The organism is Labilithrix sp. (genome assembly GCA_019637155.1).
Lineage (GTDB): Bacteria > Myxococcota_A > Polyangia > Polyangiales > Polyangiaceae > Labilithrix.
On sequence record JAHBWE010000014.1, the window covers coordinates 105,275 to 131,220 of the forward strand.

Genomic DNA, 25,946 nt, shown 5'->3' on the forward strand with positions numbered 1-25,946 from the left:
CACCTGCGCTGTCACGCGAGAGTGGTAGGAACGGAAGGATGACGGCGACGCGGACGGAGCACGACACGATGGGGGAGATCGAGGTGCCGGCGGATCGGTACTGGGGGGCGCAGACCGAGCGCTCGCGGCGCAACTTCGCGATCGGAGGGCAACGGTTCGCCCCCGCCGTCGTCCACGCGTTCGGGATCGTCAAGAAGGCGGCCGCGCTCGTGAACGAGGACCTCGGCAAGCTCGACGCCGAGCGCGCCGGCGCGATCGCGCGCGCCGCCGACGAGGTCATCTCCGGCGCGCTCGACGATCACTTCCCGCTCGTCGTCTGGCAGACCGGGAGCGGGACGCAGACGAACATGAACGCGAACGAGGTCATCGCGCACCGCGCCGCGATGCTGCTCGACGACGCGGCGACCAAGATCGAGATCCACCCGAACGACCACGTGAACATGTCGCAGTCGTCGAACGACGCGTTCCCCACCGTGATGCACGTCGCGGTCGCGACGCGGATCCGGACGCGCCTCCTCCCCGCGCTCGACGGCCTCCGCGCCGCGATCGAGGAGCGCGCCGCCCGCTTCGCCGGCGTCGTGAAGATCGGGCGCACGCACATGATGGACGCGACGCCGCTCACGGTGGGGCAGGAGATGAGCGGATGGGCGGCGCAGCTCGCGGCGGCGGAGCAGGCGATCGGCCTCGCGCTGAACGGCCTCTACGACCTCGCGCTCGGCGGCACCGCGGTCGGCACCGGCCTCAACGCGCACCCCGACTTCGCGCCGCGCGTCGCGGCGAAGATCGCCGAGCTCACGAGCGCGCCCTACCGCAGCGCGCCGAACAAGTTCGCGGCGCTCGCCGGCCACGACGCGCTCGTCGCGACGAGCTCCGCGCTGCGCCTCCTCGCCACCGCCGGCATGAAGCTCGGCAACGACGTGCGCCTCCTCGCGAGCGGTCCGCGCGCCGGCCTCGCCGAGCTCCTCCTCCCCGAGAACGAGCCGGGCAGCTCGATCATGCCGGGGAAGGTGAACCCGACCCAGGCCGAGGCGCTCACGATGGTGTGCGCGCAGGTCATGGGCAACGACGTCACGGTCGGCATCGCCGGCGCGAGCGGGCACCTCCAGCTCAACGTGTTCAAGCCCGTCATCGTCCACAACGTCCTCGAGAGCGTGGAGCTCCTCGCCGACGCGTGCGAGAGCTTCCGCGATCACTGCGTCGTGGGGATGGAGCCCAACCTCCCCGCGATCCGGCGCCACCTCGAGAGCTCGCTCATGCTCGTGACCGCGCTCGCCCCCCTCGTCGGCTACGCCGCCGCCGCGAAGATCGCGAAGAAGGCGCACGCCGACGGCACCACCCTGAAGGAGGCCGCCCTCTCCCTCGGCCTCGTCACCGCAGACCAGTTCGACGACCTCGTTCGCCCCGAGACGATGACGCATCCGTAGCGGCGCTTGCCGACGGCATGGCATGCGCATACCATGCGCATACCATGCGCCTCACCGGAGCCAAGCGTTCGGTCAACCTCTCGCTGAACGCAGCCCTCGTCGCGCGTGCACGACGAATCACCGACAACCTCTCCGCCGAGGTCGAGACCCTGCTCGCCGATTTCGTGGCCAAGAACGAGGCGTTGCACAACGCCGAGGGGGAGCAGCTACGCCGCACGGCGACCGCATGGGACGACTTCACCGCACGGCACGGCTCCCTCGCCGACGAGTTCTCTCCGCTCTGATCTGATGGCGCAGTTCGACGTCCACCGTAACCCAGGCAAGCAAGCGGCCGTTCCGTACGTCGTCGTCGTGCAGTCGAAGATCTTCGACACCTATCGGCGCCGCGTCGTCGTGCCGCTCGTCAAACGAGCCGTCTTCGGCGCGCCGCTGAGCGCTCGGCTCAACCCCGCGTTTACAGTTCGAAAGGATGTCGTCGTGTTGCATCCTCTCGACATCGTCTCGGTCCCTCGGGAAGCTCTCGGGAAGCCCATCTCTTCGCTCGAGCAGCATGGTTCCAGCATTCTCGATGCGTTGGATACGCTGCTCACTCGCGCCTATGGTTAGTCGACAATCGCTGAGGATTGCCGCGCGGCGTCATGCAGCCCTATAGTCCCGCGGCGATGTCCAAGAATTCCTTCGGTAGTCAGGCGATCCTCAAGGTCGGCGCGGAGCAGTATTCGATCTACCGCCTCGACGCGGTCTACAAGAAGCACCCCGCGGCCGCGAAGCTGCCGTTCTCGATGAAGATCCTCCTCGAGAACCTCCTCCGCACCGAGGACGGCGCGTCGGTCACCGAAGGCCACATCGAAGCGGTCGCGAACTGGAAGGCGACGGCGGAGCCGACGCAGGAGATCGCGTTCACGCCGAGCCGCGTGCTCCTCCAGGACTTCACCGGCGTCCCCTGCGTCGTCGACCTCGCCGCGATGCGCGACGCGATGAAGCGGCTCGGCGGCGACCCGCGCAAGATCAACCCGCTCCAGCCGGTCGAGCTCGTCATCGATCACTCGGTGCAGGTCGACGATTTCGGGAGCGCCGACTCCTTCCGCAAGAACGCGGAGCTCGAGTTCGAGCGCAACCAGGAGCGCTACCGCTTCCTCAAGTGGGGCCAGCACGCGTTCGTGAACTTCAAGGCGGTGCCGCCCGACACCGGCATCGTCCACCAGGTCAACCTCGAGTTCCTCGCGCGCGTCGTCATGGCGTCGCCGGCGCAGCTCGGCGCGATGCCGCTCGCGTACCCCGACACCGTCGTCGGCACCGACTCGCACACGACGATGATCAACGGCGTCGGCGTGCTCGGCTGGGGCGTCGGCGGCATCGAGGCCGAGGCCGCGATGCTGGGGCAGCCGGTGAGCATGCTCCTCCCGCACTGCATCGGCGTCCGCCTCAAGGGCAAGCTGAACGAGGGCACGACCGCGACGGACCTCGTCCTCACGATCACGCAGATGCTCCGCAAGTACGGCGTCGTCGGGAAGTTCGTCGAGTTCTTCGGCCCCGGCCTCGCCGACCTCCCGCTCGCCGACCGCGCGACGATCGCGAACATGGCGCCCGAGTACGGCGCGACGTGCGGCATCTTCCCGATCGACGCGGAGACGATCCGCTACCTCAAGTTCAGCGGCCGCTCCGAGCACCAGGTCGCCCTCGTCGAGTCGTACGCGAAGGAGCAGGGCCTCTGGCAGGACGCGAGCACCGCGGAGGCGACGTACACGCACGTCCTCGAGCTCGACCTCGCGACGGTGGAGCCCTCGCTCGCCGGCCCCGCGCGCCCGCAGGACCGCGTGAACCTCTCCGGCGTGAAGGCCTCGATGACGGCGGCGGTCGAGAAGTACCGCGCGAACCCGCCGCCGAAGAAGAAGAGCCTCCTCGCCGCCGGCGACGACGTGGCAGCCGACAAAAACGTCAAAGACAGCAGCGTCGTCATCGCCGCGATCACGTCTTGCACGAACACCTCGAACCCGTCGGTGCTGATGGCGGCCGGCCTCCTCGCGAAGAAGGCGGCGGCGAAGGGCCTCAAATCGAAGCCGTGGGTCAAGCCAAGCATCGGCCCCGGCTCGAAGGTCGTCACCGAGTACCTGAAGGACGCGGGGCTCCTCCCCGAGCTCGAGAAGGTCGGCTTCTACGTCGTCGGCTACGGCTGCACGACGTGCATCGGCAACTCGGGCCCGCTCCCCGCGCCGATCTCGAAGGCGATCGACGAGGGCGATCTCTTCGTCGCGTCGGTCCTCTCCGGCAACCGCAACTTCGAGGGCCGCGTCCACGCCGAGGTGCGCGCGAACTACCTCGCGTCGCCGCCGCTCGTCGTCGCGTACGCGCTCGCGGGCCGCGCCGACATCGATCTAACGACCGAGCCGCTCGGCGAGGGGAAGGGCGGCGAGCCGGTCTTCCTCAAGGACATCTGGCCGACGCAGCGCGAGGTCTCCGACGTGGTGGAGAAGCACGTCACGGAGAAGATGTTCCGCGAGGTCTACGCCGACGTGTACGCGGGCGACAAGGAGTGGCAGTCGCTCGTGGTGCCGGAGGGCGACCTCTATCAGTGGGAGAACGACAGCACCTACGTGAAGAACCCGCCCTACTTCGACGGCATGTCCTCGAAGCCGGGCGAGGTCCAGCCGATCGCGGGCGCGCGCGTCCTCGCGGTGCTCGGCGACAGCATCACGACCGATCACATCTCCCCCGCGGGCTCGATCAAGGCCGACGGCCCTGCGGGCAAGTACCTCATCGAGCACGGCGTGAAGAAGTCCGACTTCAACTCGTACGGCTCCCGCCGCGGCAACCACGAGGTGATGGTGCGCGGCACGTTCGCGAACGTGCGCCTCCGGAACCAGCTCGCGCCCGGCACGGAGGGCGGCGTCACGCGTCACCTCCCGAGCGGCGAGCAGATGAGCATCTTCGACGCGTCGGTGAAGTACATCGCCGACGGCGTCCCGCTCTTCGTCATCGCGGGCAAGGAGTACGGCTCCGGCAGCTCGCGCGACTGGGCGGCGAAGGGCCCGAAGCTCCTCGGCGTACGCGCGGTCCTCGCCGAGAGCTACGAGCGCATCCACCGCTCGAACCTCGTCGGCATGGGCATCCTCCCCCTCCAGTTCACGCTCGGCGAAAACGCCTCGAGCCTCGGCCTCACGGGCGAGGAGGTCTACGACGTCGTCGGCCTCCCCGACCTCCTCGAGACCGGCATGAAGTCCGGCCGCACGATCACGGTAAAGGCCACCGCCAAAGACGGCACGGTAAAGGAAATCAAAGCCACCGTCCGCATCGATACCCCGCAGGAAATCCTCTACTACAAGCACGGCGGCATCCTCCCCTACGTCCTCCGCCAACTCCTCGCCCAGACCTAACGCCCCGCCCCGCCCCAAGCACGCGGCGGCTCCGTCGAGCGCCGCAGCTGCGTCGAGCGCCGCGGCCACATCGAGCGCCGCAGCCGCGGCCGCGATCACGTCGGTCCACCGCGCCGAGCGCTGCAATCACGTCGGACCGTGTGCTTTGCCGTCTACGTGTCTTCTTTACTTAGGCGCGCACGACGCTCCAGTCCGCTGCAACGCCTTCGGTATGCGGCGTCGCGAGGATCTGCCTTTCTGCTTCGCATCGCGCCCGCACCCCAGCCAACGCTCCATCCCCGCGTCCACAACCCCGCCCCCCGCCACGCCAGTAGCCGCCCGCATCGCAACAACGCCTGCGCGCAGTCCCGCATGCGTTCGCCGTTCGCGTTCCGCGCGCGCTCCGCCCTCTTCGGCTTCCGCCGTCCGCGTTCGCTCGCGCCGCGCTCGGCCCTTCCGGCTTCCCGGCATCGCGTTCGCTCGCGCCCGTCCGCATGCGTTCGGCTTCTGCGCTCGCTCGAGCAGGCGAGCGTCTCGTCGCGGAGCGCCCGGAAACCCGAGGTGCGGACGAGCGCGCCGCGACGTGGACCTAGCGCGGTGTCCGCCGTCGCGCGGCCCGACGCGAGCACACCAAGCGATCCGCCCCGACACGAGCACCAGCGATCGCCCCGACACGAGCACCAGCGATCCGCCCGGCCGTGAGCACGCCAAGCGATCCGCGCCGGCGCGGATCCATGCCCGTTGTCGTCCGAACCGCGCGGCTTCGTCGTCACGCTTCGCGCCCGCTCGAGCTCCGGCGAACGCGCGCCACGACCGACCGACGGCGTTCGGACGAGGGCGGAGTTGAGCGCTACTCGCTCGAGTAGCTGCCGAAGGTCCAGAGTTGGTTGTGCTCGTCGAGGAGCGCGAAGCCCTCCTCGCCCCAGGAGTCGCTGCCGCAGGACCAGTACCAGCGCTTCGCGAAGCCGGGGCCCTTGAGCGCGGCGGCGTGGCGGGTGAGGGAGTCGGGGCGGTGCTGGAGGAACGCGTCGACCGCTTCGCTGCCCCAGCCGCGCTGGCGGCAGAAATCGGACACGCCCGCGAGGCGCTTCACCTCGGCGACCGAAGGCTCGCCTGCGAGGACGACCGGGTTCGTCATGCGCGCCCCGTCGCGTCCCTCCGCGTTCCAGTCCGCGACGAACGACGCCATGTCGATGCCGCGCGGCTTCTTCGCGGAGGCGATCGACTTCGCGCGCTCGGCGCGGGCGCAGGCGCTGCCGACGACGCGATCGCGCGCGGCGTCGCAGGCGACCTTGCCCGACGCGAGCGTCGCGGCCGGGATCTGCGTGGGCAGCCACGCCGCGAACTTCGCGGCGAGCTCGCTCACCGCGAGCTCGGTCGCCTCGTTGTAGCGAAGGAGCGCGCGGAACGTGTCGGCGAACGCGTGATCGACGTCGTTCGTCGACCAGCCGTCGTGCTGGATCCTGCGCTCGACGAAGTCGCCGATGTTCGACGTCGTGAGCGCGCGCACGTCGGGATGCGCCGCGGTCAGGAGCGCGAGGCGGTCGGCGAAGTCCTTCTTCGCGGCGGTCTCGAGCTCGCTCGGCGTGAGCTCACCGAGCGGCTTGACCGTCACGAGGTCTTGCGTCGAGGACTCGGTCTCGTCGGTGGGCGCGGCGCACGCGACGGCGAAGACGGCGAAGGCAAGGCTGACGAAGGAAAGCTTCATGTCGGTGGCTGTAGCATCCGGGCCGACATGTGCACTCTGAAGCCGGCTCGTCCATCGAATCGTCACGCGCGTTCCAGTTCCACTAGAGTGCTTCGCCATGGCTGAACTGCAGAGCGAAGATCTGAAGGTTGGGACCGGCGCCGAGGCGAAGAACGGCGACAAGGTGACGGTGCACTACGTGGGCACGCTCACCGACGGAAAGAAGTTCGACAGCTCGCGCGATCGCGGCGAGGGCTTCGTGTTCACCCTCGGAAAAGGCATGGTCATCAAGGGCTGGGACGTCGGCGTCGCCGGCATGAAGGTCGGCGGCATGCGCAAGCTCACCATCCCATCCGACATGGCCTACGGCGCCCGCGGCTTCCCCCCGGTCATCCCCCCGAACTCCACCCTAGTCTTCGAAGTCGAGCTCCTCCAAGTAGGCTGATTCCGGCCCGGGGCCCCAGAAGCGGCCGCGCAAGCGCGAGGGCCCTGTCTGGGGCTCGGGGGCGAAGCCCAAAAGGCCCGGGGCCCCAGAAGCGGCCGCGCAAGCGGTTGCGAAGCAACCCTCGCGCTCCGCGCGAGGGCCGTGTCTGGGGTGGGGGTGTCGGGGGCGAAGCCCCCGACGTTGAGTTGAAAGCCCATGCTTTCGGCGTACGCTGGAAGGAGCCATGGAACGCTTTCGCTTCTTGCTTTCGTTGGGGATCGTGGCGTCGGTCGGGGTGTTGGCGGTGATCGCGTGCGATCCGCCGCAGGCCAAGAAGGGACCGCTCAAGACGACGCCGGCGCCCGACGACGACGACGACGACACGGTGCGCCCCGACGACGATGATGACATCACGGTGACACCGAAGCCGCCGGAGAGCGATCCGGAGCTGCCGGACGGCGGCAAGCCGCCGGGCCGCGTCTACGCGCACAGCGCGAGCGCGCTCTTCCTCTTCAATCCGCTCAACAAGAAGCTCGAGAAGATCGCCGACTTCCAGGGGCTCCACCAGACGACGATCGGCACGACCGATCGCGTCCTCGACATCGCGCTCGACAGGGACAGCGCGATGTACGGCACGACCGACAACGGGTTCGTGAAGATCGATCCGATCGACGCGAAGGTCACCTACATAAAAGAGGAGGGGAACTTCCTCTATCCAAACGGGCTCGGCTTCGTGCCGATGGGCACCGTCGATCCGACGAAGGAGGCGCTCGTCGGCTACAAGGTCGCCCCGGACGCCGGCGTCGGCGAGCAGTTCGCGACCGACTACTACCGGATCGATCTCCAGACCGGCAACATGACGCGCATCGGCCAGCTGAACCCGCCGGGCGCGGCGATGAAGTACAAGTCCTCGGGCGACATCATCTCGATGCTCCGCAACGACAAGGCCTACGTCGCGGTGCGTCCCTTCGATCCCAGCACCGACGCCGGCGTCCCCGACTCGATCGCGGAGATCGATCCGAAGACGGGGCAGATCAAGACCGTCCTCGACGACACCGGCTTCGCGGAGTTCTGGGGGCTCGGACAGTGGGCCGGCGCCGCCTACGGCTTCAGCAACCGCGGCGCCATCGTCGAGATCGACCTCGTCACCGGCAAGGGCAAGCTCGTCACGACCGAGCCGAGCGACGCGGGCGTCGCCCAGTGGTTCGGCGCCGGCGTGACGACGAACGCGCCGACGAAGCCCTAGCGGAGAAAATATTCAGCGCGCCAGATCGAACGCGCATGGGCCGCGTCTAGGCGTGGCATGTCGCTCTCGGTCCTGACTCGCTCGCCCAAGGTTCGCCGCGCCTTCGCCCTCGCCTCCGTCGTCCTCGCGACCGGCGGCCTCGTCCTCTACAAGGCGCCGTCCTCGTCGGCGCATCCGATGGATCCGTTTGGGCACTCCCAGACTCTGCCCCTCACCGCGAACGGCAAGAGCTCGGTCGCGTTCTCGGGCCCGGGCGCCCACGGCGTCTTCGCCCTGAGCCACACGAAGGTCCTCTCCGGCACGAGCACCCCCGTCTACGCCGAGGTGCGGCTCGTCGCCGATCAGACCGGTGAGGCGAAGGTCCGCGCCCCGATCTCGCTCGCGGTCGTGCTCGACACGTCGGGCTCGATGTCGGGCGAAAAGATCGAGGACGCGAAGCGCTCCGTCCTCCGCCTCCTCGCCGACATGCGCGACGAGGACGAGATCGCGATGGTTCGCTACTCCTCGAACGCCGAGGTCGTGCAGCCCCTCGCGCGCGTGGGCAGCGTGCGCTCGTCGCTCACGAGCAAGATCCGCGAGCTCCGCGCCGACGGTGGCACGAACATCCCGGAGGGACTCCGGAGCGGCCTCCGCACCCTCGACGAGGCGAGCCGGAGCCGCGTGAAGCGCATCGTCCTCGTCAGCGACGGCCTCGACAGCACGCGCGCGCAGGCCGAGTCGCTCGCGCGCGGGAGCTTCTCGAGCGGCATCACCGTGTCGTCGCTCGGCATCGGCAACGACTTCGACGAGTCGTACATGGGCGCGGTCGCACAGAGCGGCCACGGCAACTTCGCGTTCATCAAGGAAGGCGCGAGCCTCGCCGGCTTCCTCAAGCGCGAGCTCGAAGAGAGCGCGACGACCACGATCGAGAACGCGCGCGTGCAGGTGAACCTCCCGCGCGGCATGCGCTTCGTCTCCGCGACGGGCGCCGACGCGACGGTGAGCGGCGACAGCGTGGATCTCCGCCTCGGCGCGCTCTTCGCCGGCGACGAGCAGCGCGTGATCCTCGAGCTCGAGTCCGACGGCTCGAGCGGCGAGGTCACCGCGAGCGCGACGTGGAACAAGGTCGGCGGCGGCGACACCGCGCGCGCGTCGATCCCGCAGCTCTCCCTCGTCGCGACGAACGATCGGGACGAGGTCGAACGCGGTCGCGACGGCGCCGTGTTCGCGAGCGCGACGAGCGTGACCGCGTCGAAGCGCCAGCTCGAGGCCGCGAGCGCGTACGCGCGCGGCGACGTGACGACCGCGACCGCGCTCGTCGCCGAGAACGAGCGCGCGCTCAAGGTCGCCGCGGCCGCGGCTCCGCCCGCCGCCGCGCCCGCGATCCAGGCGCAGCTCGGCGCGTACGAGGAGCAAAAGAAGGGCTTCGCGAACGTGCGTCCGTCGAGCGAGGCGGGCAAGTCGATGGCGAAGTCCGCCGCCGCGAAGGACATGGGCAACCTCCGCCGCGCGGCGAAGTACTGAGGACCACCATGAAGAAGATCGCCTTCATCGTCGCGGCCGCCACGCTCTTCGCCTTCGCTCCGCTCGCCGGGCGCTTCGGCGCGATCCCCTCCGCCGTCGCGCTCGTGTGGATGGGCGTGCTCCTCGCCGTCCTCGCGAGCGCGACCTCCGGCATGTACGGATGGTCGCTCTCGATCGGAGCCGGCGCGCTCGGCGCCCTCGCGAACGGCGTGCTCGCGACCGCGTCGCCCGCGGCCGCGGGCGCGATCCTCGTCGGCGCCGCGTTCGCGGAGCGCACGACGCGCATTCGGAGCAAGAACGGCCGCGCGGTCCACATCCTCCTCGCGCTCGTCGGCGGCGCCCTCGCCGGCTCGCTCTCGCACGCGTACACCGCCGCTGCGCTGCCGGTGCTCGTCGTCGCGGCCGTCGTCGCGGCCGTGCTCGCGGCGCTGCCGCTCCTCGTCGAGGCCGACGATCCCGTCGCGCACGCGCTCGACATCGCGGCTGCCTCGGTCACCGGCCCGGTGAAGGCCTCGTTCACGAACGGCGCCGAGCTCCGTCGCTCGTCGGCGGAGGTCCCGCTCGACCGCGCGACCGCGGCGCGCGTGAAGACGACGTGGCAGTCGCTCCTCAAGCTCGCCGACGCGCGCATGCGCCTCGAGCGCACGCGCCCGCCGATGCTCGTGCGTATCGCCAACGCAGAGCTCGAGGGCCCGCCCCCGCCGCCGACGGCCGCGGAGTCGGTGCTCGGGATGCTCGATCAGAAGATCGCCGAGCACGTGACCGTCCTCTCGAAGGCGTACACCGCGGTCGACGCCGCCTCCGCCGCGCGCATCGGCCTCGACGACTCCGCGCTCAAGACGGTCGAGTCGCTCGGCGACAACCTCGAAGAGGTGAGCCGCGCGCTGGTGGAAGTCCGCGGCTCGTAGCGGCGTTATGCTCGGCGCCTCATGCGCCGGCTCTTCTTCGTGCTCCTCCTGATCGCGGCCTGCGATCGCAAAGCGAATACGACCGAGGCGCAGCCTGCTTCTTCCAAAGCAGGGCCTGCGCCTTCGGCGTCCATCGCGGCGCCGGTGGACGCGGGGCCGCGCGCGTGGCCGGTGTGGACCGCGAAGATCGCGAACGAGGAGGAGTTCGAGCACTACTCCACGCAGACCGGGAACGAGCGGTTCCTCAAGCTCGTCGTCGACCTGCACACGAAGGCGACGTACTACGCGGACGCCGACCTCTACCCGATGCACAAGGACTTCATCTTCGCGGAGATCCTGAAGAAGCCGCGCACGCCGGAGGCGGTCGCCGCCTTCGACAAGAACTACGGGAAGGACAAGCCCGACTTCTTGATGCTCTACGTCGTGCATCACCTGAAGCAGGACGTCTGGACGCTCGCGTACTGGGAGGGCGACAAGGCGACGGCGGCGCATACGCGGCTCGCGTTCGAGCGCCTGAAGGCGACGTTCTACGCCGCGGAGAAGGTGAAGCTCCGGCCGTGCTCCAACGATCAGGAGGCGGTCGCGAAGGAGCTCGCTGGCGAGATCGAGAGCATCTCGAACGACGCGCTCTACAAGGCGCTCAGCTACCAGCTGTTTCACGCCGGCGTCGCGGTCGGGAAGCTCCGCGTCGTGCGCGGGAACCCGGAGCGAGCGGTCTTCGCGCCGGACGAGATCGTCATCCTCTCGGAGCCGCTCACCGATCTCACGCCCGTCGCCGGCATCGTCTCCGAGTCGTTCTCCACCCCGCTCTCGCACGTGAACCTCCGCGCGGCGGCGTGGGACGTCCCGAACGCGGGGATGAACGGCGCGACGAAGGCGTTCGCCGCGCTCGAGGGCAAGGTCGTCCGCTACGAGGCGGGCACGCTCGGCGCCGACATCCGGCTCGCGACGCCGGAGGAGATCGCGGCGGCGCAAAAGGCAAAACGCGAGCGGACGACGATCCAGGTCCCGAAGGCGAACCTCGGCGCGACGTCGCTCGCGACGTTGAACGAGCTCCACGCCGCCGACGCGAGCGCTTATGGCACGAAGGCGGCGAACCTCGGGGAGATCGTGAATGCCAAGTTGGCGGGCGTCGCGGTCCCGCCCGGATTCGGAATACCGATTGGCTACTACGCAAAACACGTCGAGGCGATCGGGATCCCGGCGCAGCTCGACGAGCTCCTCGCCGATCCGAAATTCAAATCGAGCCCCGCCGAGCGCAAGTCCGCTCTCGAGAAGGTGCGAAAACGGATCAAGGACGCGCCGCTCGCGCCGGAGCTCGTCGCGCTGCTCCGCGACTCGCTCGCCAAGCTCACCGAGGACGCCGGCGCCGACCCCGGCGTCTTCGTGCGCAGCTCCACCAACGCGGAGGACCTCGACGGCTTCTCGGGGGCGGGGCTCTACGACACGGTCCCGAACGTGCACGGCGCGGCGGCGGTGGGCGACGCGGTGAAGCAGGTCTGGGCGAGCGTCTGGAACCTCGCCGCCTACGAGGAGCGTGAGCTCTACAAGGTCGATCAGAAGCAGGTCTACGGCGCGGTGCTCGTCCAGATCGGCGTGCCCGCGACCGCGGCGGGGGTCCTCGTCACCGCGCACCCGACCGACAAGAAGGACAAGCACACGATCCAGATCAACGCGAAGAGCGGCCTCGGCATGCGCGTCGTCGACGGCAAGAAGCTCCCCGAGATCGTCCTCTACAACACGTTCAACAAGGGCCTCCGCATCGTGTCGCGCTCCGATGAAGACACGATGCTGGTGTTCTCCGGCGACGGCGGCGTGCGCGAGGTCCCGAACCCGAAGAAGGGCGAGCCGATCCTCACCAACGCGCGCGTCGAGAAGCTCGCCGCCGCGGCGCTCAAGCTCCGCGGCGTCTTCCCGAAGGAGCGCCCGCTCGACATCGAGTGGGTGCTGAAGGGCGAGGAGCTCTTCATCGTCCAGTCCCGCCCGTTCATGGGCGGCCCGGACTAGCGGAACTGCGCGTCGCCGGTGATGGTCTTGTCCGCCTCGATCTCGCCGGGCAACGTGTCGACGAGCGTCTGGCCGTCGTCGCTCGTTACGCGGAGCTTGAGGCCGTTGGGCTGGTCGCCGACGCCCTTCTGGACGACGAAGTAGTTGTAGTCGAGGCGCGGGATCGCGACCCACGCGCCGTCCTTCTCGTATTCGAGCTTCGCGATCGGGTGCTTGTGGTTCCGGACCTGGATCGCGGTCCACCACTTCGAGCTGCCGTCCTTGAACCGGTAGGCGACGTTGCCCGTCACGGAGCAGGGGACCTCGGCGTAGCTGACGTCGACGCGGCCTTGCTTCGGCTCCGCGATCTTCGCGAAGGCCTTGGCGCCGAGATCGAGCGTGACGCCCTTCGACTCGCAGCCGGGGCAGCGATCGGTGACGCGCACGGTGACGATGCCCTTCGGTCCCTTCACGCGCAGGCACGCGCCGCACGCCTTGCTGCCGTTGTACTCCGGGTGCGCGAGCGCGACGACGTCGAGGTCGTCCGGCGTCGCGTCGAAGCTGCAGCTGCCCTCGCCGTTCGCGTCGTAGAACGTCGCGACGCCGTCCGTCGCGGAGGCAGGGAGCGAGCGCTCGTCGTCGACCGGAAGCCGCGCCGACTTGAGCGCCCCTTCGCTGCCCTCTCCCTCGCTCTCCTGGTCGGCCCCGCAAGCGACGAGCCCGACGGCGACGGCGAGGACGACCAACACGCGCTTCACGTCACTCAGCGTAGCCGGACACGCCGCGCAGGCGGAGTCTTCGAACGCGTGACCTCTCGATGTCGCAGGTGGGCACCTGCACTATGCAACCATGTCGCCCACGACCGCCCCTGGGTGGCCGTCGATGATGCCCTCGTACATCTCGCGGAGAAGGCTGGCGATGTGGGCGGAGCTGCCGAAGCTGCTCCTCGACCGCGACGTCGCGCCCGACCCGGCGCACGCGTGGCTCCGGCGCCTCGTCGCGAGCGTGAGCCGCGCGAGCTGATCAAGTGCAGATTACATGCACTCGAGCTTGTACGTCTTGCGCCCGGTCGTGGGGTCGATCGTGAAGTTCTGCTCGCAGCCCTTCTTCACCGGCGTCGCGCTCGCCTTCGGCGCGGGGGCGGGCTGCGGGCGCGGGTGGACGATCGGGGCGCGCGGCGCCGTCGGCCGCGGCTTCTCCGGCTCCGGCTCCGGCTTCGCGTCGTCGTCGCCGAGCTCCAGCGGCTCGTCGTTCGCCGCCGCGGAGGCGGGCGGATCGGGGATCGCGCGGTCGGGGCTCGCCGGCGCGCTGCTCGGCGCGGGATCGCCGCCGCTCGCGGCCGGCGCGTTCGACGCGATCGGCTTCGGCGCGTCCCCGGCCTTGCCCGCGACGACGAACACGACCACGACGATCAGCACGAGGAGCCCCGCGAGCGACGCGAAGATGGGGAGCTTCCGGCTCAGCGGGAGCTGCATCGTGCTGGTGAAGAGGTTCGAGCGCGTGCGCGTGCCGGTGTCCTCCGGCGTCGCGCGCTTCGGCGGGACGTGCCCCGGCGCGTGCTCGGAGCCGTACGGGATCGTGTCGATCGCGCCGCCCGCGGCCGCGACGATCGCGCGGGAGGAGCGAGCGAAGTCGGAGTCGCTGCTCTCCGGCGGCGGGATCGACTGCGACACCGTGATGCTCTGCGAGCTGAGCTCGATCTGGGCGATCGCCTCCTCGCGCGCGTTGAGCGACGGACCGACGAGGTCCTCGACCCACTCGCCGACCTCGGTCGGGCTCGCGATCCCGACGCACCGCTCGAGCTCCAGCGCGAGCTCCTTCGCGGTCGCGTGACGCTTCGTCGGATCGCGCGAGAGCGACTTCAAGACCGGCGCGTTGAACTCGCGCGGGACGCCGGCGTAGACCTCGCTCGGGGAGGGGACCGGCGCGCGGAGGATGCGCGTGAGCGTCTCCGCCTCGGTCTCCGCCTTGAAGAGGCGCTCCGCGGTGAGGGTCTCCCACATGACGACGGCGGACGCGTAGATGTCGACCGCGCGCGAGAGCTCGCGGCCGGCGAGCTGCTCCGGCGGCATGTACGCGAGCTTGCCCTTGATCTGGCCGTCGCGCGTGACCTGGATGCGTCCCGCTGCCTTCGCGATGCCGAAGTCGAGGACGCGCGGGATCCCATCGGCGCCGACGAGGACGTTCTGTGGCGACACGTCGCGATGGACGAGGTTCAGCGGCGAGCCGCGCTCGTCCTTCGCCTCGTGCGCGGAGTGCAGGCCGTGGAGGAACCCGCACATGATCGCGGCGGCGATGCGCGGCGGCACGTGCGCGTTCTTCTTGCGCACCATGCGGAGCAGCTTCGAGAGCGACTCGCCGCGGACGTAGTCCATGATGAGGAACAGCTCGCCGTCGGTCGCGACGACGTCGATCGTCGCGACGACGTTCGGGTGCTGCACGCGCGCGGCGAGGCGCGCCTCGTCGAGGAACATCGAGACGAACTCGGGGTCCTTCGCGTACTGCGGGTGCAGCCGCTTGACCGCCACCGTGCGCGCGAAGCCGACCGGCCCGAGGAGGCGGCCGAGGTGGATCGTCGCCATGCCGCCGGCGGCGATCTCGTTGTAGAGCGCGTAGCGCCCTACCACGCGGATCGGTGAGCGCGCGGCAGCCATCATCGCTCGAAGAGGATACCGCCCCGCGGTCTAGATCACTGCACTTTCGACGCTTCGGCGCAGGCGGTGGCGTCGACGGCGCCGCTCGCCCACCCGAAGAGGCACTTCCACCCGTTGTCGTCCTCGGCGTCGGTCAGGACCGGTCCGCCCTTGTGGCGCATTCCACCGTTCTCGAGGCTGAGGGGTTTCTTCAGCAGCTGCAGCAGAGTGTAGTCCTCACCCTTCGTGTCGTAGCACTTGGCGAGCTCCTCCGGCTCGAGCGACACGACCGCGCGGTAGTTCGCGACCCGCTCCGCCTGCGTCGTGGCCTTGGCGACGCGCTGGCCGTTCTTGTCCGCCTCGAGGCGGAGCCCCCACTCCGAGAAGAGGCGCAGCGGGCGGCCCTCCTGCCCGTGGCAGTCGAGCATGCCGCAGCGGCGCTCCATGTAGTCGGAGACCTTCCCGTCGATGAACGACTTCTGATCGGGCACCGCGCCGACCTCGCCGTCGGCGGTCGCGATCGAGCACGAGAGCGCGCTGACGGCGATCGTGACGAGGAGCGTGGCGCGGGACATCGGGATCACTAGAGCGTCTTGTAGATCTGCCCGGCGGAGGCGCGCGAGAGATCGATCGTGGTCGCTGGATCGTCGGTCTCTTTCGGATCGACGTTGGGCTGGTGGCAGAAGTTGCAGGACGGCTCGCGACCGATGAGGCTCTTCATCACCTGCAACGGCGGATCGCCTTCGCGGTCGTAGATCGCGACGCGGACGGGGAACGCGAGATCGGGCCAGTCCTCGATCGGGACGTAGAAGTTCCCGGTCGGGCCCGTCTCCGGGATCGCGGCCGGCTTGTTGCCGTTCGCGTCGACGAACTGCACGACGACCGCCGGCGCGCCCTTCGAGCCGACCTTGCGCGTCTCGTAGACCGTCCCCGCGATCGCGAACGACTTGCTCTCCGCGGGCCCACCTTCGGAGTGGCAGAGGACGCAGGGCTGGCCGGGACGATGGTCCTGGTTCGGCGCCTCGGTGTCGGGGCCGAGCGCCTCGATCTGCGCGGTGCGCACGGGGTCGGAGCAACCTGCGCCGACCTCGGTGCCGAGGACGGCGAGCACGGAGAGCGTGATCGAGAGGGCCCGGTTCATCTCAGAATTCGCCTTCGACGCCGACGGTGCCCCACAGCGCGGTGCGGCCCGTGATGTAGAGCGACTCGAGGTACTTATTGTACATCACGTCCGCGGACACCACGACGCCGAGCATCGGGAACGAGCCGGGGGTCGTGAGCGTGAGGCGGACGCCGCCGCCGCCGGTGAGCCCGATCATCGGCGCGAGCTCGCGGTCGGTCGTCCGGAACTGCGGCACGATGATCGCCGCGTCGCCGGTGCCTCCCGCCGCGACGTAGGCGAGCTGGTGGAACGAGGCGCCGGTCTGCGCGTGGAAGCGCCCGTGCGGCCACACCCGGATGCGATCGCTCAGGTCGATGAGGTAGACCCCATCCGTGGTCGACGCCGAGATCCCCCAGTTGTCGTTGTAGAGCCGCTCCTCGAGCCGGACCGTGCCGCTGGGGCTGACCTTGTAGTTCAGGCGGCCGTTCGCGGCGACGCGGAGGCGTTGCTGGGGGAGGTTCTCGCGCGGCCGGAGGTCGATGCGGTTGAAGTTGACCGCGTCGGGTGAGAGGCCGGGCTGCACGCGCGCCGCGACGTCCTCCGTGAACATCGGGACGAAGCGGTAGAGCTTGGCCTGCTCGCCCGCCTCGTACATGAGCGTGAGCGTCGCGACGACGAGCATGTCGGGGGCGACGATGAACGTCGCGCCGCCGTCGAGCGTGTGCGTCGTCAGCGACTTCGAGAAGTTCTCGAACGGCGTGTCGCGGTAGCCGAGCGTGTTGAGGCCGACGCGGTAGCCGACCTGCGGCATGATCATGCCGTCGCTCGTCTCGGTGTCGTAGGTCGCGCCGAACGAGATCGAGCGGTAGTCGGGCTCGGTCGAGAAGTAGCCGAGCGCGCCGACGCGACCGAACGCGAACTTGTAGGCGCCGTTGCCGCTGGCCTGATGGCGCACCTCGCGGAAGCGGCGCGACGCGCTCGACACCATGTCGGGCGAAGCGGCGGTGATGAGGTCGACGAGGTAGCCGCCGCCCGCGCGCCACTCGTTGTCCGGCGCGGCGACGTTGAACGTCACCGACGGCGTGGCGAGGTGGACGTTCGCGGTGTCGGTGTACCCGCTCATGAGGAGGCTCGCCCGCGCGATCACGGCGCGCGGAGCCTTCGGCGGCGCGGGCGGACCGTCGGGCTCGCCGCTCTCCGTCTTCAGCTTCACCTCGACCGTCTTCTCGTCGCCCTCGTCGAGCGTGATCGTCGACTTGAACGAGGCCTTCTTGCCGCTCTCGCTCTTCACCTCGAGCTTGTACTCGCCCGGATCGAGGGTGACCTTCTCCGCGAGCTGGGCCGGCTTCACCGGCTTGCCGTTGAGCGTGATCTTGAGCCCGTCGCTCTTCGCCGGCAGCTCTACCTTCAGCTTGGCGAGGCGCGGCAGGAGGTCGTTCACGCGCTTGAGCGAGGCCTCCTTGAGCTCGTCGTCGTCGTCCTGGAGCGCGGCCTGGAGCGCGGTGCGCGCGTTGATCAGCGCGTCCTTGTACTTCTTCTGCGCGGCGTAGCAGCTCGAGATGTGGAGCCGCACGTAGGGATGGTCCTCGAGGTTCAGCGACTCGCTGTCCTTGGCGATGCACTTCTCGATGTCGCCCGCCTTCTTCGCGTCGATCCCCTCCTTCGCGAGGGCGAGCGCGTCGGGGTTGTCCCAGCCTCGGGCCGCGCTCGCCCGTCGGGAGACGACGAGCCCCAGCACGAGGAGAAAGACGCGGAGAGCCCACAGCTTACGCAATGCGGGCCGAACGATACCTCGCTCCGCGGTATGAGACATGCTCTCCTTACGCCGATGCGGGCGATCGGTCTTGCTCTCGTCCTCTTCGCCGCCTTCGTCGCGGCGGCATGCAAGGATCCCGAGACCAACTTCGGCGAGGCGAACTCCATCGTCGGGCGCGAGCTGCCCGACGAGGGCACGCCGAGCACCTCCTCCGGCGGCAGCGGCACCGTCGAGCCGTCCCCGCCGCGGCTCTCGATGAAGGAGGCCCACGACGGCAAGGCGGGCGCGCCCGCGCCTGGCGGCAAGCTCGACTGCCTCTTGTGCCACAAGACGGGCGGCACCGCGCTGGCTTTCACCTACGGCGGCCAGTCGACGGCGGGCGCGGTGATCAGCATTCCAGGGACCGACGCGGTGAAGGCGGACGCCGACGGCTACTTCTGGCTCCCCGGCGGCGACATGCCGGCCAACTCGAAGGTCACCTCGACGAAGGGCGGGACCTCCAAGACGATGTCGGCGGCGCTGAGCCCGCCGACCGGCGGCAGCTGCGACGCCGCGAACTGCCACGGGAACGCGGACAACCCTGCAATTTGAGCGTCCGGGCGAGTAAGCTGGCGCGCGGTGGAGCGCGTCATCGCCGATCGGTTCGTCGTCGAACGCCTCGTCGGCTCGGGCGGGATGGGCGAGGTGTTCCGCGCGCACGACAAGGTCCTCGGCGGCCCCGTCGCGATCAAGGTGCTCTACACGTCGATGAAGCGCGACGCGGATCGCTTCAAGCAAGAGGCGCAGATCCTCGCCGACATCTCGCATCCGCGCATCGTCCGCTACGTCGCGCACGGGATGATCGAAGGCGGGCGCCCCTGGCTCGCGATGGAGTGGCTCGAAGGCGAGGACCTCGCCGATCGCCTCGAGCGGAGCGGGCTCGGCCTCCGCGATGCGCTCCTCCTCGCGCGCCGCACCGCGGAGGCGCTCGCGGCGCTGCACGATCGGAACGTCGTCCATCGCGACGTGAAGCCGTCGAACATCTTCCTCACCGACAACGACGTCGATCGCGCGAAGGTCCTCGACCTCGGCGTCGCGCGGCTCCTCCACGGCGCGCAGCCGTCGACGCGGAGCGGGGTGATGGTCGGCACGCCCGGGTACATGGCGCCGGAGCAGGCGCGCGGGACGCGCGAGATCGACGCGCGCGCGGACGTGTTCGCGCTCGGCTGCGTGCTCTACGAGTGCATCGCGGGCCGGCCCGCGTTCCAGTCGGACAACATCGCCTCGCTCCTCGCGAAGATCCTCCTCGAGACGCCGCCCTCGCTCCGCGAGATCGGCTGCGAGATCCCGCTCCCGCTCGACGAGCTCGTGCAGCGCATGCTCGCGAAGGCGCCCGCCGCGCGGCCGGCCAGCGCGGCGGCGGTGTTGAAGGAGCTCGAGACCTTCGGCGCGATCGCGGACGGCCCCGCCGTGCGCGCGAGCACGCCCGCGATGCGCGCGCTCACCGCCGGCGAGCGCCGCCTCGTCTGCGTGGTGATGAGCACGGCGCCGGCGCTCGCGCAGGACGACTCGCAGCCCGACCTCGGCGCGTTCGGTCCGACCGACTCGGGGACCGAGACGATGGCGGCGTCGTTCGATCCGCGCACGCTCGTCACGAGCTTCGGCGCGGAGGCGGAGGTCCTCGCCGACGGCACGATCGTCGCGACGCTCACCGGGATGGGCGGCGCCGGCGATCAAGCCGCGCAGGCGGCGCGCTGCGCGCTCGCGCTCCGCTCGCACCTCATCGACGCGCCGGTCGTCCTCGCGACCGGGCTCGCCACCGTGACGGGGCGGAGCGCGGTCGGTGAGGTCATCGAGCGGGCGGCGGCGATCCTCGCGTCGGCGCGCGTGCGCCACGGCGCGATCGGCGAAGATTCGCTCGGCGGCCAGAGCCCGGTGTTCCTCGACGAGACGACGGCGGGGCTCCTCGACATGGGCTTCGACGTCGGCGGCGACGAGCGCGGGCTCTTCATCCGCGGCCTCCGCGAGCGCGACGCGAAGGCGCGCACGCTCCTCGGCAAGCCGACGCCGTTCGTCGGGCGCGACCGCGAGCTCTCCACCCTCGAGGCGCTCTTCGAGGAGTGCGCGAACGAGCCGGTCGCGCGCGCGGTGCTCGTCACCGGCTTCCCCGGCGCGGGCAAGTCGCGCCTCGTCGCCGAGATGATGCGGCAGATGCAGCGCCCCGGCGTGGAGCTGTGGCTCGCGCGCGGCGACGCGATGAGCCAGGGCTCGCCGTTCGCGCTCGCCCTTCGACTGCTGCGCCGCGGCGCAGGGATCACCGGCGGGGAGCCGCTCGTCGTACGGCAGCAGAAGCTCCGCGCGCGCGTGGCGCGTCACGTCGCGGAGGCGGACGTCGTGCGCGTGACCGAGTTCCTCGGCGAGGTCGCGAGCATCCCGTTCAATGACACCGACAGCGTGCAGCTCCGCGCCGCGCGGCAGGACGTGCAGCTGATGGGCGATCAGATGCGGCGCGCGTTCTGCGATCTCGTCCTCGCGGAGTCGCGCGCGAACCCGTTCGTGCTCGTGCTCGAGGACCTGCACTGGGGCGACCTACCGAGCGTGAACCTGCTCGACGCCGCGCTGCGCGCCGCGAACGAGCAGAGCTTCATGGTCCTCGCGGTGGCGCGCGGCGAGGTGCACGACGCGTTCCCGCAGCTCTGGGCGCAGCGCTCGCTCCAGGAGGTGCGCCTCGGTCCGCTCGTGCGCCGCGCGGGCGAGAAGCTCGTGCGCGACGTGCTCGGCGAGGACCTCCCCGCGACGGAGGTGGCGCGCCTGCTCGATCGCGCGGCGGGCAACGTCTTCTACCTCGAGGAGCTGATCCGCGCGTTCGCGGAGGGGACCGGGCGCGTCACGCGCGCGAGCATCCCGCCGCCGGGGACGATCCCGCCGCCGCCGACCTCGTCGACGGTGATGAACGCGGGCGAGCCGTGGTCGCTCCCCACCACCGTGCTCGCGATGGTGGAGGCGCGCCTCCAGCGGCTCGATCCGATGGCGCGGCGGGTGATGCGCGCGGCGAGCGTGTTCGGGGAGGCCTTCTGGCGCGGCGGCGTCGTCGCGCTCACGGGCGGGCAGTACAAGGCGACGGAGATCGACGAGTGGATCGCGGAGCTCGTGCGGCGCGAGATCGTGCAGCGGCGCGACAACTCGCGCTTCGAGCTCGAGACGGAGTACGCGTTCCGCCACGCGATCGTGCGCGACGCCGCGTACCAGATGCTGACGACGGAGGACCAGGAGCTCGGGCATCGCCTCGCGGCCGACTGGCTCGAGAAGGCGGGGGAGGACGATCCGATGGTGCTCGGCGAGCACTTCGAGCGCGGAGGCAACCGCGCCCGCGCGGCCTTCTTCTACGCGCGCGCCGCGTTCCAGGCGCTCGAGGGCAACGACTTCGTCGCGGCGAAGCTCCGCGCGGACCGCGCGCTCCAGGCCGGCGCCGGCGCGGACGTGCGCGGGCAGCTCCAGCTCGTGCTCGCGGAGGCGTCGCGGTGGTCGGGCGAGCACGAGGCCGCGCGCGGCCACGCCCTCGCCGCGCTCGAGGCGCTCGAGGCGCGCTCCGCGGATTGGTACGTCGCGGCGGCGGAGGCGACCGAGTCGGCGATGACGCTCGGCCACGTCGACGAGGCGCACGGCATCGCGCGGCGCCTCACCGAAGACGACGCGCCGATGAGCCCCGCGCGCGTGATCGCGAGCTCCCGCATCGCGGTCGTGCTCGGCGTCACCGGCATGTACGACGTCGCGACGCAGCTGCTCGCGCCGATCGAGCGCGCGACGGAGCTCCTCGATCGCGAGCCGGCGGCGCGCGCGTTCCTGCTCTCGGCGAACGTCTCGCGCGCGCTGTGGGAGCCGGACCTCGAGCGCGCGGTCGTCCTCGCGGACAGCGCGATCGCGTCGTTCGAGGAGATCGGCGACGCGCGGAACGCGACGCGGCAGCGCCAGAAGGCGGGGTGGGCGCTCGCGGAGCTCGGGGCCTACGACGAGGCGGAGGCGATCCTCACGCGGGCGCGGGCGGACGCGGAGCGGCTCGGCCTCGTCGCGGTCGCGAACGACGCGACGCTGCGGCTCGCGTTCGTCTGCGTGCGCACGGGGCGCTACGACCACGCGGTGGCGCTGACGAACGAGATCATCGCGGCGTACTCCGCGCAGCGCGATCGCGCCGGCGAGGCGCACGCGCGCGCGTACCTCGCGAGCGTCTATTACTTCGGCGGGCACTTCTCCGCCGCGGCGACGGAGGCGCGCGGCTGCCTCGCGCTGATCGAGCACTCGCCGCCGTACCGCGCCGCGGTGCTCGGCTTCCTCGCGCTCACGCTGATGCACGAGGGCGCGCCGCCGGCGGAGGTCGTCGCGACGGCGAAGGAGGCGTTCGACCTCCTCGAGGAGCTCACCGGCATCGCGGAGGGCGAGGCGGTCGTGCGCATCGCCTACGCGGAGGCGCTCCACTACGCCGAGGACCTGGAGGGCGCGAAGAAGGCGGTCGCGTCCGCGCGCGATCGCCTGCTCGCGCGCGCGGCGAAGATCGGCAACGCATCGTACAAGCGCAGCTTCCTCGGCGCCGTCCGCGAAAACAGCCGCACCCTCGCCCGCGCCGGCGAATGGCTAGCGTGAAGCACACACCCTCGCGAGGGCGGGGGCGGGTACCGAGCGACGGCGTGCTGCCGACACGCGTGCATGGGGCGCTCTTTATTTTTTTCATCCTCTGCGCGGTGGCGTGTGGGGCGTCGTCGCGTGATGCGGCGGAGCCTCGGGCGGGCGGGGGCTCGGTGGGGGTGGTGCGGAGCAACGTGCGGTTCGAGGACTACGCGGGGACGGAGTCGTGCCGGCGCTGTCACGCGGCGTACGTCGAGAAGTGGCTCGCGACGCCGATGCACAACATGACGCGGGCGGCGCGCACGGCGGAGGGGGTGCAGGGGCCGTTCGACGGCACCGTCTTCAAGTTCCGCGAGGACACCGCGACGCTCACGTCGGACGGAGGCGAGCGCTTCGTGACCCTCGCGTCGAAGCGCTTCGGCGGCGGCATCTACAAGGTGACGCGCGTGATCGGCGGGCATCATCGCGAGGACTACGCCGGCGTCACGGTGTCGGCCGCGCGCGCGGACGCCAAGCCGATGGGCGATCCGACCGAGGAGCTCGTGCTCCCGGTGAGCTGGGTCTACAAGACGAGGTCGCTCCGCTACAAAGGGTTCTCCGTGATGGTGAAGGAGCGCGCCGGGCTCCGCGCCGGTCCGGTCTGGAACCAGACCTGCATCTTCTGTCACAACACGCCGCCGTATCTCTCGACCGTGCTCGGCGCGCTCTCCGGCACGCACGGCTACCAGGGCGAGGTGCTCGATCCGCTCCTCCCGTCGTCGATGCGCGCTCAGTACGTCGTGACCGATCCGAAGAAGATGGAGGAGGCGCTCTCCGCCGAGTCGGCGCGGCTCGGCGGCTCCGGCCGCACGTTGCGCGCGACGATGGCGGTGACGCGGAGCCGCTTCCGCGCGAGCCACCTCGTCGAGGTCGGGATCGGCTGCGAGTCGTGCCACCTCGGCTCGGCGGAGCACGTGAAGGATCCGGAGCGCCTGCCGTCGCTCGAGCCGCGGAGCGACGCGTTCGCGGTGCGCCTCGCGAAGCCGCCCGCGGCGCAGCGCGCGGAGTCGATCAACCGCGTCTGCGCGCGCTGCCATCAGGTCCTGTTCTCGGGCTACGACCCCACCTGGGAGGGCGGCTCGCGAAAGCGCGGTCCGGGCGGCAGCCACATCAACTCGGGCGAGGCGCGCGACATGATGCTCGGCGCGTGCGCGACGAAGATGTCGTGCGTCGACTGCCACGATCCGCACGCGCCGGACGGCGTCGCGCAGCTCCGCGCCGCCGACGCGGCGACGATGGATGCGCTCTGCACGAAGTGCCATTCCAAGTACGCGGGGGCGGAGGCGCTGCGCGCGCACTCGCATCACGATCCGGCGCGCGAGGGGGCGCGGTGCGTGAGCTGCCACATGCCGAAGAAGAACATGTCACTCGACGGCGACCTCACGCGCTACCACCGCGTCGGCTCGCCGACCGACATGACGAAGGTGATCGAGGACCGTCCGCTCGAGTGCGCGCTCTGCCACGCCGACAAGTCCGTGAACGACCTCGCGCGGACGATGGAGAAGTGGTGGAGCAAGGCCTACGACGACGGCTCGCTCGAGCGGCTCTACGGCTCGCTCGACGCGAACGTGCTCCTCGCGACGGCGGAGAAGGGGAAGCCACACGAGCAGGCGGTCGCGTTCCAGGTGCTGGGCGACGCGAAGGTGAAGGAGGCGGCCCCGGTCCTCGCCCGTCAGCTGACGCACACGTACCCGCTCGTCCGCGGCTACGCGAAGCGCGCCCTCGAGTCGATCCGAGGCGCCCCGCTCGCGATCGACATCGACGCGCCGGACGACGCGATCGCGGAGCAGGTGAGACAGCTCCGCTGACGCGCCCGCGCCGCCGCGCCGCTCACTCGCGCTCGACGACGTTGCCGTGCTCGAAGCGGGTTCGCTTTCGGAACGTGCCGTCGGAGCTCCATTCGCGGACGACGCCGTGGAGGACGCCGCCGGCGTACGGCTCCTCGCGCCAGACCTTGCGGTTCGCGTGGAGCATGAGCTGCACGCCCTCGCGCCGGTCGTCGACGCGGTTCTCGATCGACCACGGGTTCCCTTCGGCGTCGAAGCGGAAGAACCGGCCGTTCATCTTGTCGTCGACGTACGTGCCTTGCTGCTGGAGCTTGCCGTTCGTATGGAAGCGGAGAAAGGGACCGTGGAATTTCCGGTCGGGGCGCCGGCACGCGAGCACGAGCTCGTCGCGGAAGATCGTCGTGCCCGCCGGGCAGGGAAGCTCCGCCTTCATCGAAGGCGACGCCACGACGGGGACGAACGCAGGCACGAGCGGCGGCGTCACGTCACCGGACCCACGCGGTGACGGCAGCGAGGATTCGTGCACCTTACCTGCACTCGTCCATTTGACGACGAAGATCATAAAGAAGGCAAATACGGTAAATACGGCAGCGAACGCCAGGCCGACCACGGTTCCCACCCCGACCTTGCTCGTCGCCGGCCGCTCCCGCCACGCAGTCGCCGCTGCGATGGGGAGCGCTGGCGTGCGCGCGAGGTTGGGCGGCGTCGCTGCGATGGGGGGCGCCGGCGTGCGCGCGAGGTCGGTCGCTGCCGTCTCGAGAAGCGCGATGACCTCTTTCATCGAGGGGTGACGGCGATCGGGATCGCGATCGAGCGCGCGATCGAGCAGCAGGGCGATGGCCGCCGGTGCGTGTGCGTGGGTGGGGAGCGGCGGCGGGCGGCGATGCAGCTTCGCCTCTCGGATCTCCTCGTACTCTCCGGTGAAGGGGCGCTCGCCTGCGATCGCCTCGTGGAGCGCGACCGCGAACGCGTATTGATCGGCCTTCGCGGACGCGGGCAGTCCGAGGTGCTGCTCCGGCGCCATGTACGCGGGCGTGCCGAGGACGGCCCCGGATTTCGTCAGCGCGCCCGCGGCGAACGGCGCGTCGTCGGCGGCGCGGACGAGCCCGAAGTCGCCGACGCGCACGCGCCGGTCGCGCCCGACGAGCACGTTGTCCGGCTTGAAGTCGCGGTGGATCAGCCCCGCCTCGTGCGCCGCGGCGAGGCCGCGCGCTGCCTGGAGGAACAGGTCGATCGTCTGCGCGAGGTCGCCCGGCCGCGCGCTCGCGCGCAAGGTCCCGCCTTCGACGAGCTCCATCGCGAGGAAGAGCTGGCCGTCGGGGAGCTCGCCGACGTCGTGGACCGTCACGACGTTGGGGTGCGTGAGCTTCGCCATCGCTCGCGCCTCGCGCGACATGCGAAGGCTCGCCGTCGAGTCACCCTCGTCCGGGCGAACCAGCTTCAGCGCGACCTTCCGCTCGAGCGCCGGATCGAGCGCGACGAAGACGACGCCCATCCCT

Annotated in this window: 19 protein-coding genes; 12 read left to right on the forward strand and 7 right to left on the reverse strand. The window is 70.4% G+C overall.

Annotated features, from left to right (window positions below; all coding sequences use genetic code 11):
* Positions 1–38 precede the first annotated feature (38 nt).
* Genes fumC through acnA form a run of 4 tightly spaced genes read left to right on the forward strand, consistent with a single transcriptional unit; the run spans position 39 to position 4,798 of the window.
* A complete protein-coding gene (fumC, locus tag KF837_28245) occupies positions 39–1,424 on the forward strand; it encodes a class II fumarate hydratase (GenBank protein ID MBX3231247.1) in 1,386 nt (461 codons plus the stop codon).
* A gap of 44 nt (positions 1,425–1,468) precedes the next feature.
* Positions 1,469–1,708, forward strand: a complete 240-nt coding sequence (locus KF837_28250; protein MBX3231248.1) for a type II toxin-antitoxin system CcdA family antitoxin — start codon at positions 1,469–1,471, stop codon at positions 1,706–1,708.
* A gap of 4 nt (positions 1,709–1,712) precedes the next feature.
* Positions 1,713–2,030: a CcdB family protein gene (locus KF837_28255; GenBank protein ID MBX3231249.1), complete on the forward strand. Its 318-nt coding sequence runs from the start codon at positions 1,713–1,715 to the stop codon at positions 2,028–2,030.
* A 32-nt stretch (positions 2,031–2,062) separates the two neighbouring features.
* A complete protein-coding gene (gene acnA, locus KF837_28260; protein MBX3231250.1) occupies positions 2,063–4,798 on the forward strand; it encodes an aconitate hydratase AcnA in 2,736 nt (911 codons plus the stop codon).
* Between the two features lie 829 nt (positions 4,799–5,627).
* On the opposite strand, the gene KF837_28265 is transcribed toward acnA, so the two are convergent.
* Entirely contained in the window at positions 5,628–6,485 is an 858-nt protein-coding gene (locus tag KF837_28265) for a hypothetical protein (GenBank protein MBX3231251.1), read from the reverse strand.
* Positions 6,486–6,582: 97 nt separating this feature from the next.
* Between KF837_28265 and KF837_28270 the strand changes: the two genes are divergently transcribed.
* From KF837_28270 to KF837_28290, 5 genes are all read left to right on the forward strand, one after another.
* Complete coding sequence (locus tag KF837_28270; GenBank protein ID MBX3231252.1) at positions 6,583–6,909, forward strand: FKBP-type peptidyl-prolyl cis-trans isomerase; 327 nt, start codon at positions 6,583–6,585, stop codon at positions 6,907–6,909.
* A 223-nt stretch (positions 6,910–7,132) separates the two neighbouring features.
* Complete coding sequence (locus KF837_28275; GenBank protein MBX3231253.1) at positions 7,133–8,134, forward strand: hypothetical protein; 1,002 nt, start codon at positions 7,133–7,135, stop codon at positions 8,132–8,134.
* A gap of 57 nt (positions 8,135–8,191) precedes the next feature.
* On the forward strand, positions 8,192–9,637 hold the full coding sequence (locus tag KF837_28280; protein MBX3231254.1) for a VWA domain-containing protein: 1,446 nt from the start codon (positions 8,192–8,194) through the stop codon (positions 9,635–9,637).
* An 8-nt stretch (positions 9,638–9,645) separates the two neighbouring features.
* Positions 9,646–10,545 (forward strand): hypothetical protein, encoded by a 900-nt coding sequence (locus tag KF837_28285; GenBank protein MBX3231255.1) that lies wholly within the window; start codon positions 9,646–9,648, stop codon positions 10,543–10,545.
* 21 nt (positions 10,546–10,566) lie between these two features.
* Positions 10,567–12,552 (forward strand): PEP/pyruvate-binding domain-containing protein, encoded by a 1,986-nt coding sequence (locus KF837_28290; protein ID MBX3231256.1) that lies wholly within the window; start codon positions 10,567–10,569, stop codon positions 12,550–12,552.
* Here the strand turns inward: KF837_28290 and KF837_28295 are convergent.
* The 5 genes from KF837_28295 to KF837_28315 all read right to left on the reverse strand — a co-directional run bounded on the left by KF837_28295 (position 12,549) and on the right by KF837_28315 (position 18,040).
* Positions 12,549–13,277 (reverse strand): hypothetical protein, encoded by a 729-nt coding sequence (locus tag KF837_28295; GenBank protein MBX3231257.1) that lies wholly within the window; start codon positions 13,275–13,277, stop codon positions 12,549–12,551. The genes KF837_28290 and KF837_28295 overlap by 4 nt on opposite strands.
* 288 nt (positions 13,278–13,565) lie before the next feature.
* Positions 13,566–15,188, reverse strand: a complete 1,623-nt coding sequence (locus tag KF837_28300) for a serine/threonine protein kinase (GenBank protein ID MBX3231258.1) — start codon at positions 15,186–15,188, stop codon at positions 13,566–13,568.
* Positions 15,189–15,220: 32 nt separating this feature from the next.
* The gene (locus KF837_28305; protein MBX3231259.1) at positions 15,221–15,739 is read right to left on the reverse strand and encodes a hypothetical protein; all 519 of its coding nucleotides are present in this window, start codon (positions 15,737–15,739) and stop codon (positions 15,221–15,223) included.
* A gap of 8 nt (positions 15,740–15,747) precedes the next feature.
* Complete coding sequence (locus tag KF837_28310) at positions 15,748–16,305, reverse strand: hypothetical protein (GenBank protein MBX3231260.1); 558 nt, start codon at positions 16,303–16,305, stop codon at positions 15,748–15,750.
* A 1-nt stretch (position 16,306) separates the two neighbouring features.
* On the reverse strand, positions 16,307–18,040 hold the full coding sequence (locus KF837_28315) for a DUF3570 domain-containing protein (GenBank protein MBX3231261.1): 1,734 nt from the start codon (positions 18,038–18,040) through the stop codon (positions 16,307–16,309).
* Positions 18,041–18,094: 54 nt separating this feature from the next.
* On the opposite strand from KF837_28315, the gene KF837_28320 reads away from it, so the two are divergent.
* The 3 genes from KF837_28320 to KF837_28330 all read left to right on the forward strand — a co-directional run bounded on the left by KF837_28320 (position 18,095) and on the right by KF837_28330 (position 24,468).
* A complete protein-coding gene (locus tag KF837_28320) occupies positions 18,095–18,613 on the forward strand; it encodes a hypothetical protein (protein MBX3231262.1) in 519 nt (172 codons plus the stop codon).
* A gap of 27 nt (positions 18,614–18,640) precedes the next feature.
* Positions 18,641–22,639 carry a protein kinase gene (locus tag KF837_28325; GenBank protein MBX3231263.1) on the forward strand — a complete coding sequence of 1,333 codons (3,999 nt, stop codon included), beginning with the start codon at positions 18,641–18,643 and terminating at the stop codon, positions 22,637–22,639.
* Between the two features lie 161 nt (positions 22,640–22,800).
* Complete coding sequence (locus tag KF837_28330) at positions 22,801–24,468, forward strand: hypothetical protein (protein MBX3231264.1); 1,668 nt, start codon at positions 22,801–22,803, stop codon at positions 24,466–24,468.
* A 22-nt stretch (positions 24,469–24,490) separates the two neighbouring features.
* Here the strand turns inward: KF837_28330 and KF837_28335 are convergent, their stop codons facing one another.
* Positions 24,491–25,942: a protein kinase gene (locus KF837_28335; protein ID MBX3231265.1), complete on the reverse strand. Its 1,452-nt coding sequence runs from the start codon at positions 25,940–25,942 to the stop codon at positions 24,491–24,493.
* Between the last annotated feature and the right edge of the window lie 4 nt (positions 25,943–25,946).

What these genes read in the sequence shown, in the direction of transcription:
- KF837_28310 (MBX3231260.1), bottom strand. Translation starts at nt 16,305, where the DNA reads ATGAACCGGGCCCTCTCGATCACGCTCTCCGTGCTCGCCGTCCTCGGC.
- fumC (MBX3231247.1), top strand. Translation starts at nt 39, where the DNA reads ATGACGGCGACGCGGACGGAGCACGACACGATGGGGGAGATCGAGGTG.
- KF837_28305 (MBX3231259.1), bottom strand. Translation starts at nt 15,739, where the DNA reads ATGTCCCGCGCCACGCTCCTCGTCACGATCGCCGTCAGCGCGCTCTCG.
- KF837_28285 (MBX3231255.1), top strand. Translation starts at nt 9,646, where the DNA reads ATGAAGAAGATCGCCTTCATCGTCGCGGCCGCCACGCTCTTCGCCTTC.
- acnA (MBX3231250.1), top strand. Translation starts at nt 2,063, where the DNA reads ATGCAGCCCTATAGTCCCGCGGCGATGTCCAAGAATTCCTTCGGTAGT.
- KF837_28255 (MBX3231249.1), top strand. Translation starts at nt 1,713, where the DNA reads ATGGCGCAGTTCGACGTCCACCGTAACCCAGGCAAGCAAGCGGCCGTT.
- KF837_28320 (MBX3231262.1), top strand. Translation starts at nt 18,095, where the DNA reads ATGCGGGCGATCGGTCTTGCTCTCGTCCTCTTCGCCGCCTTCGTCGCG.
- KF837_28265 (MBX3231251.1), bottom strand. Translation starts at nt 6,485, where the DNA reads ATGAAGCTTTCCTTCGTCAGCCTTGCCTTCGCCGTCTTCGCCGTCGCG.
- KF837_28270 (MBX3231252.1), top strand. Translation starts at nt 6,583, where the DNA reads ATGGCTGAACTGCAGAGCGAAGATCTGAAGGTTGGGACCGGCGCCGAG.
- KF837_28275 (MBX3231253.1), top strand. Translation starts at nt 7,133, where the DNA reads ATGGAACGCTTTCGCTTCTTGCTTTCGTTGGGGATCGTGGCGTCGGTC.
- KF837_28290 (MBX3231256.1), top strand. Translation starts at nt 10,567, where the DNA reads ATGCGCCGGCTCTTCTTCGTGCTCCTCCTGATCGCGGCCTGCGATCGC.
- KF837_28280 (MBX3231254.1), top strand. Translation starts at nt 8,192, where the DNA reads ATGTCGCTCTCGGTCCTGACTCGCTCGCCCAAGGTTCGCCGCGCCTTC.
- KF837_28250 (MBX3231248.1), top strand. Translation starts at nt 1,469, where the DNA reads ATGCGCCTCACCGGAGCCAAGCGTTCGGTCAACCTCTCGCTGAACGCA.
- KF837_28300 (MBX3231258.1), bottom strand. Translation starts at nt 15,188, where the DNA reads ATGATGGCTGCCGCGCGCTCACCGATCCGCGTGGTAGGGCGCTACGCG.
- KF837_28335 (MBX3231265.1), bottom strand. Translation starts at nt 25,942, where the DNA reads ATGGGCGTCGTCTTCGTCGCGCTCGATCCGGCGCTCGAGCGGAAGGTC.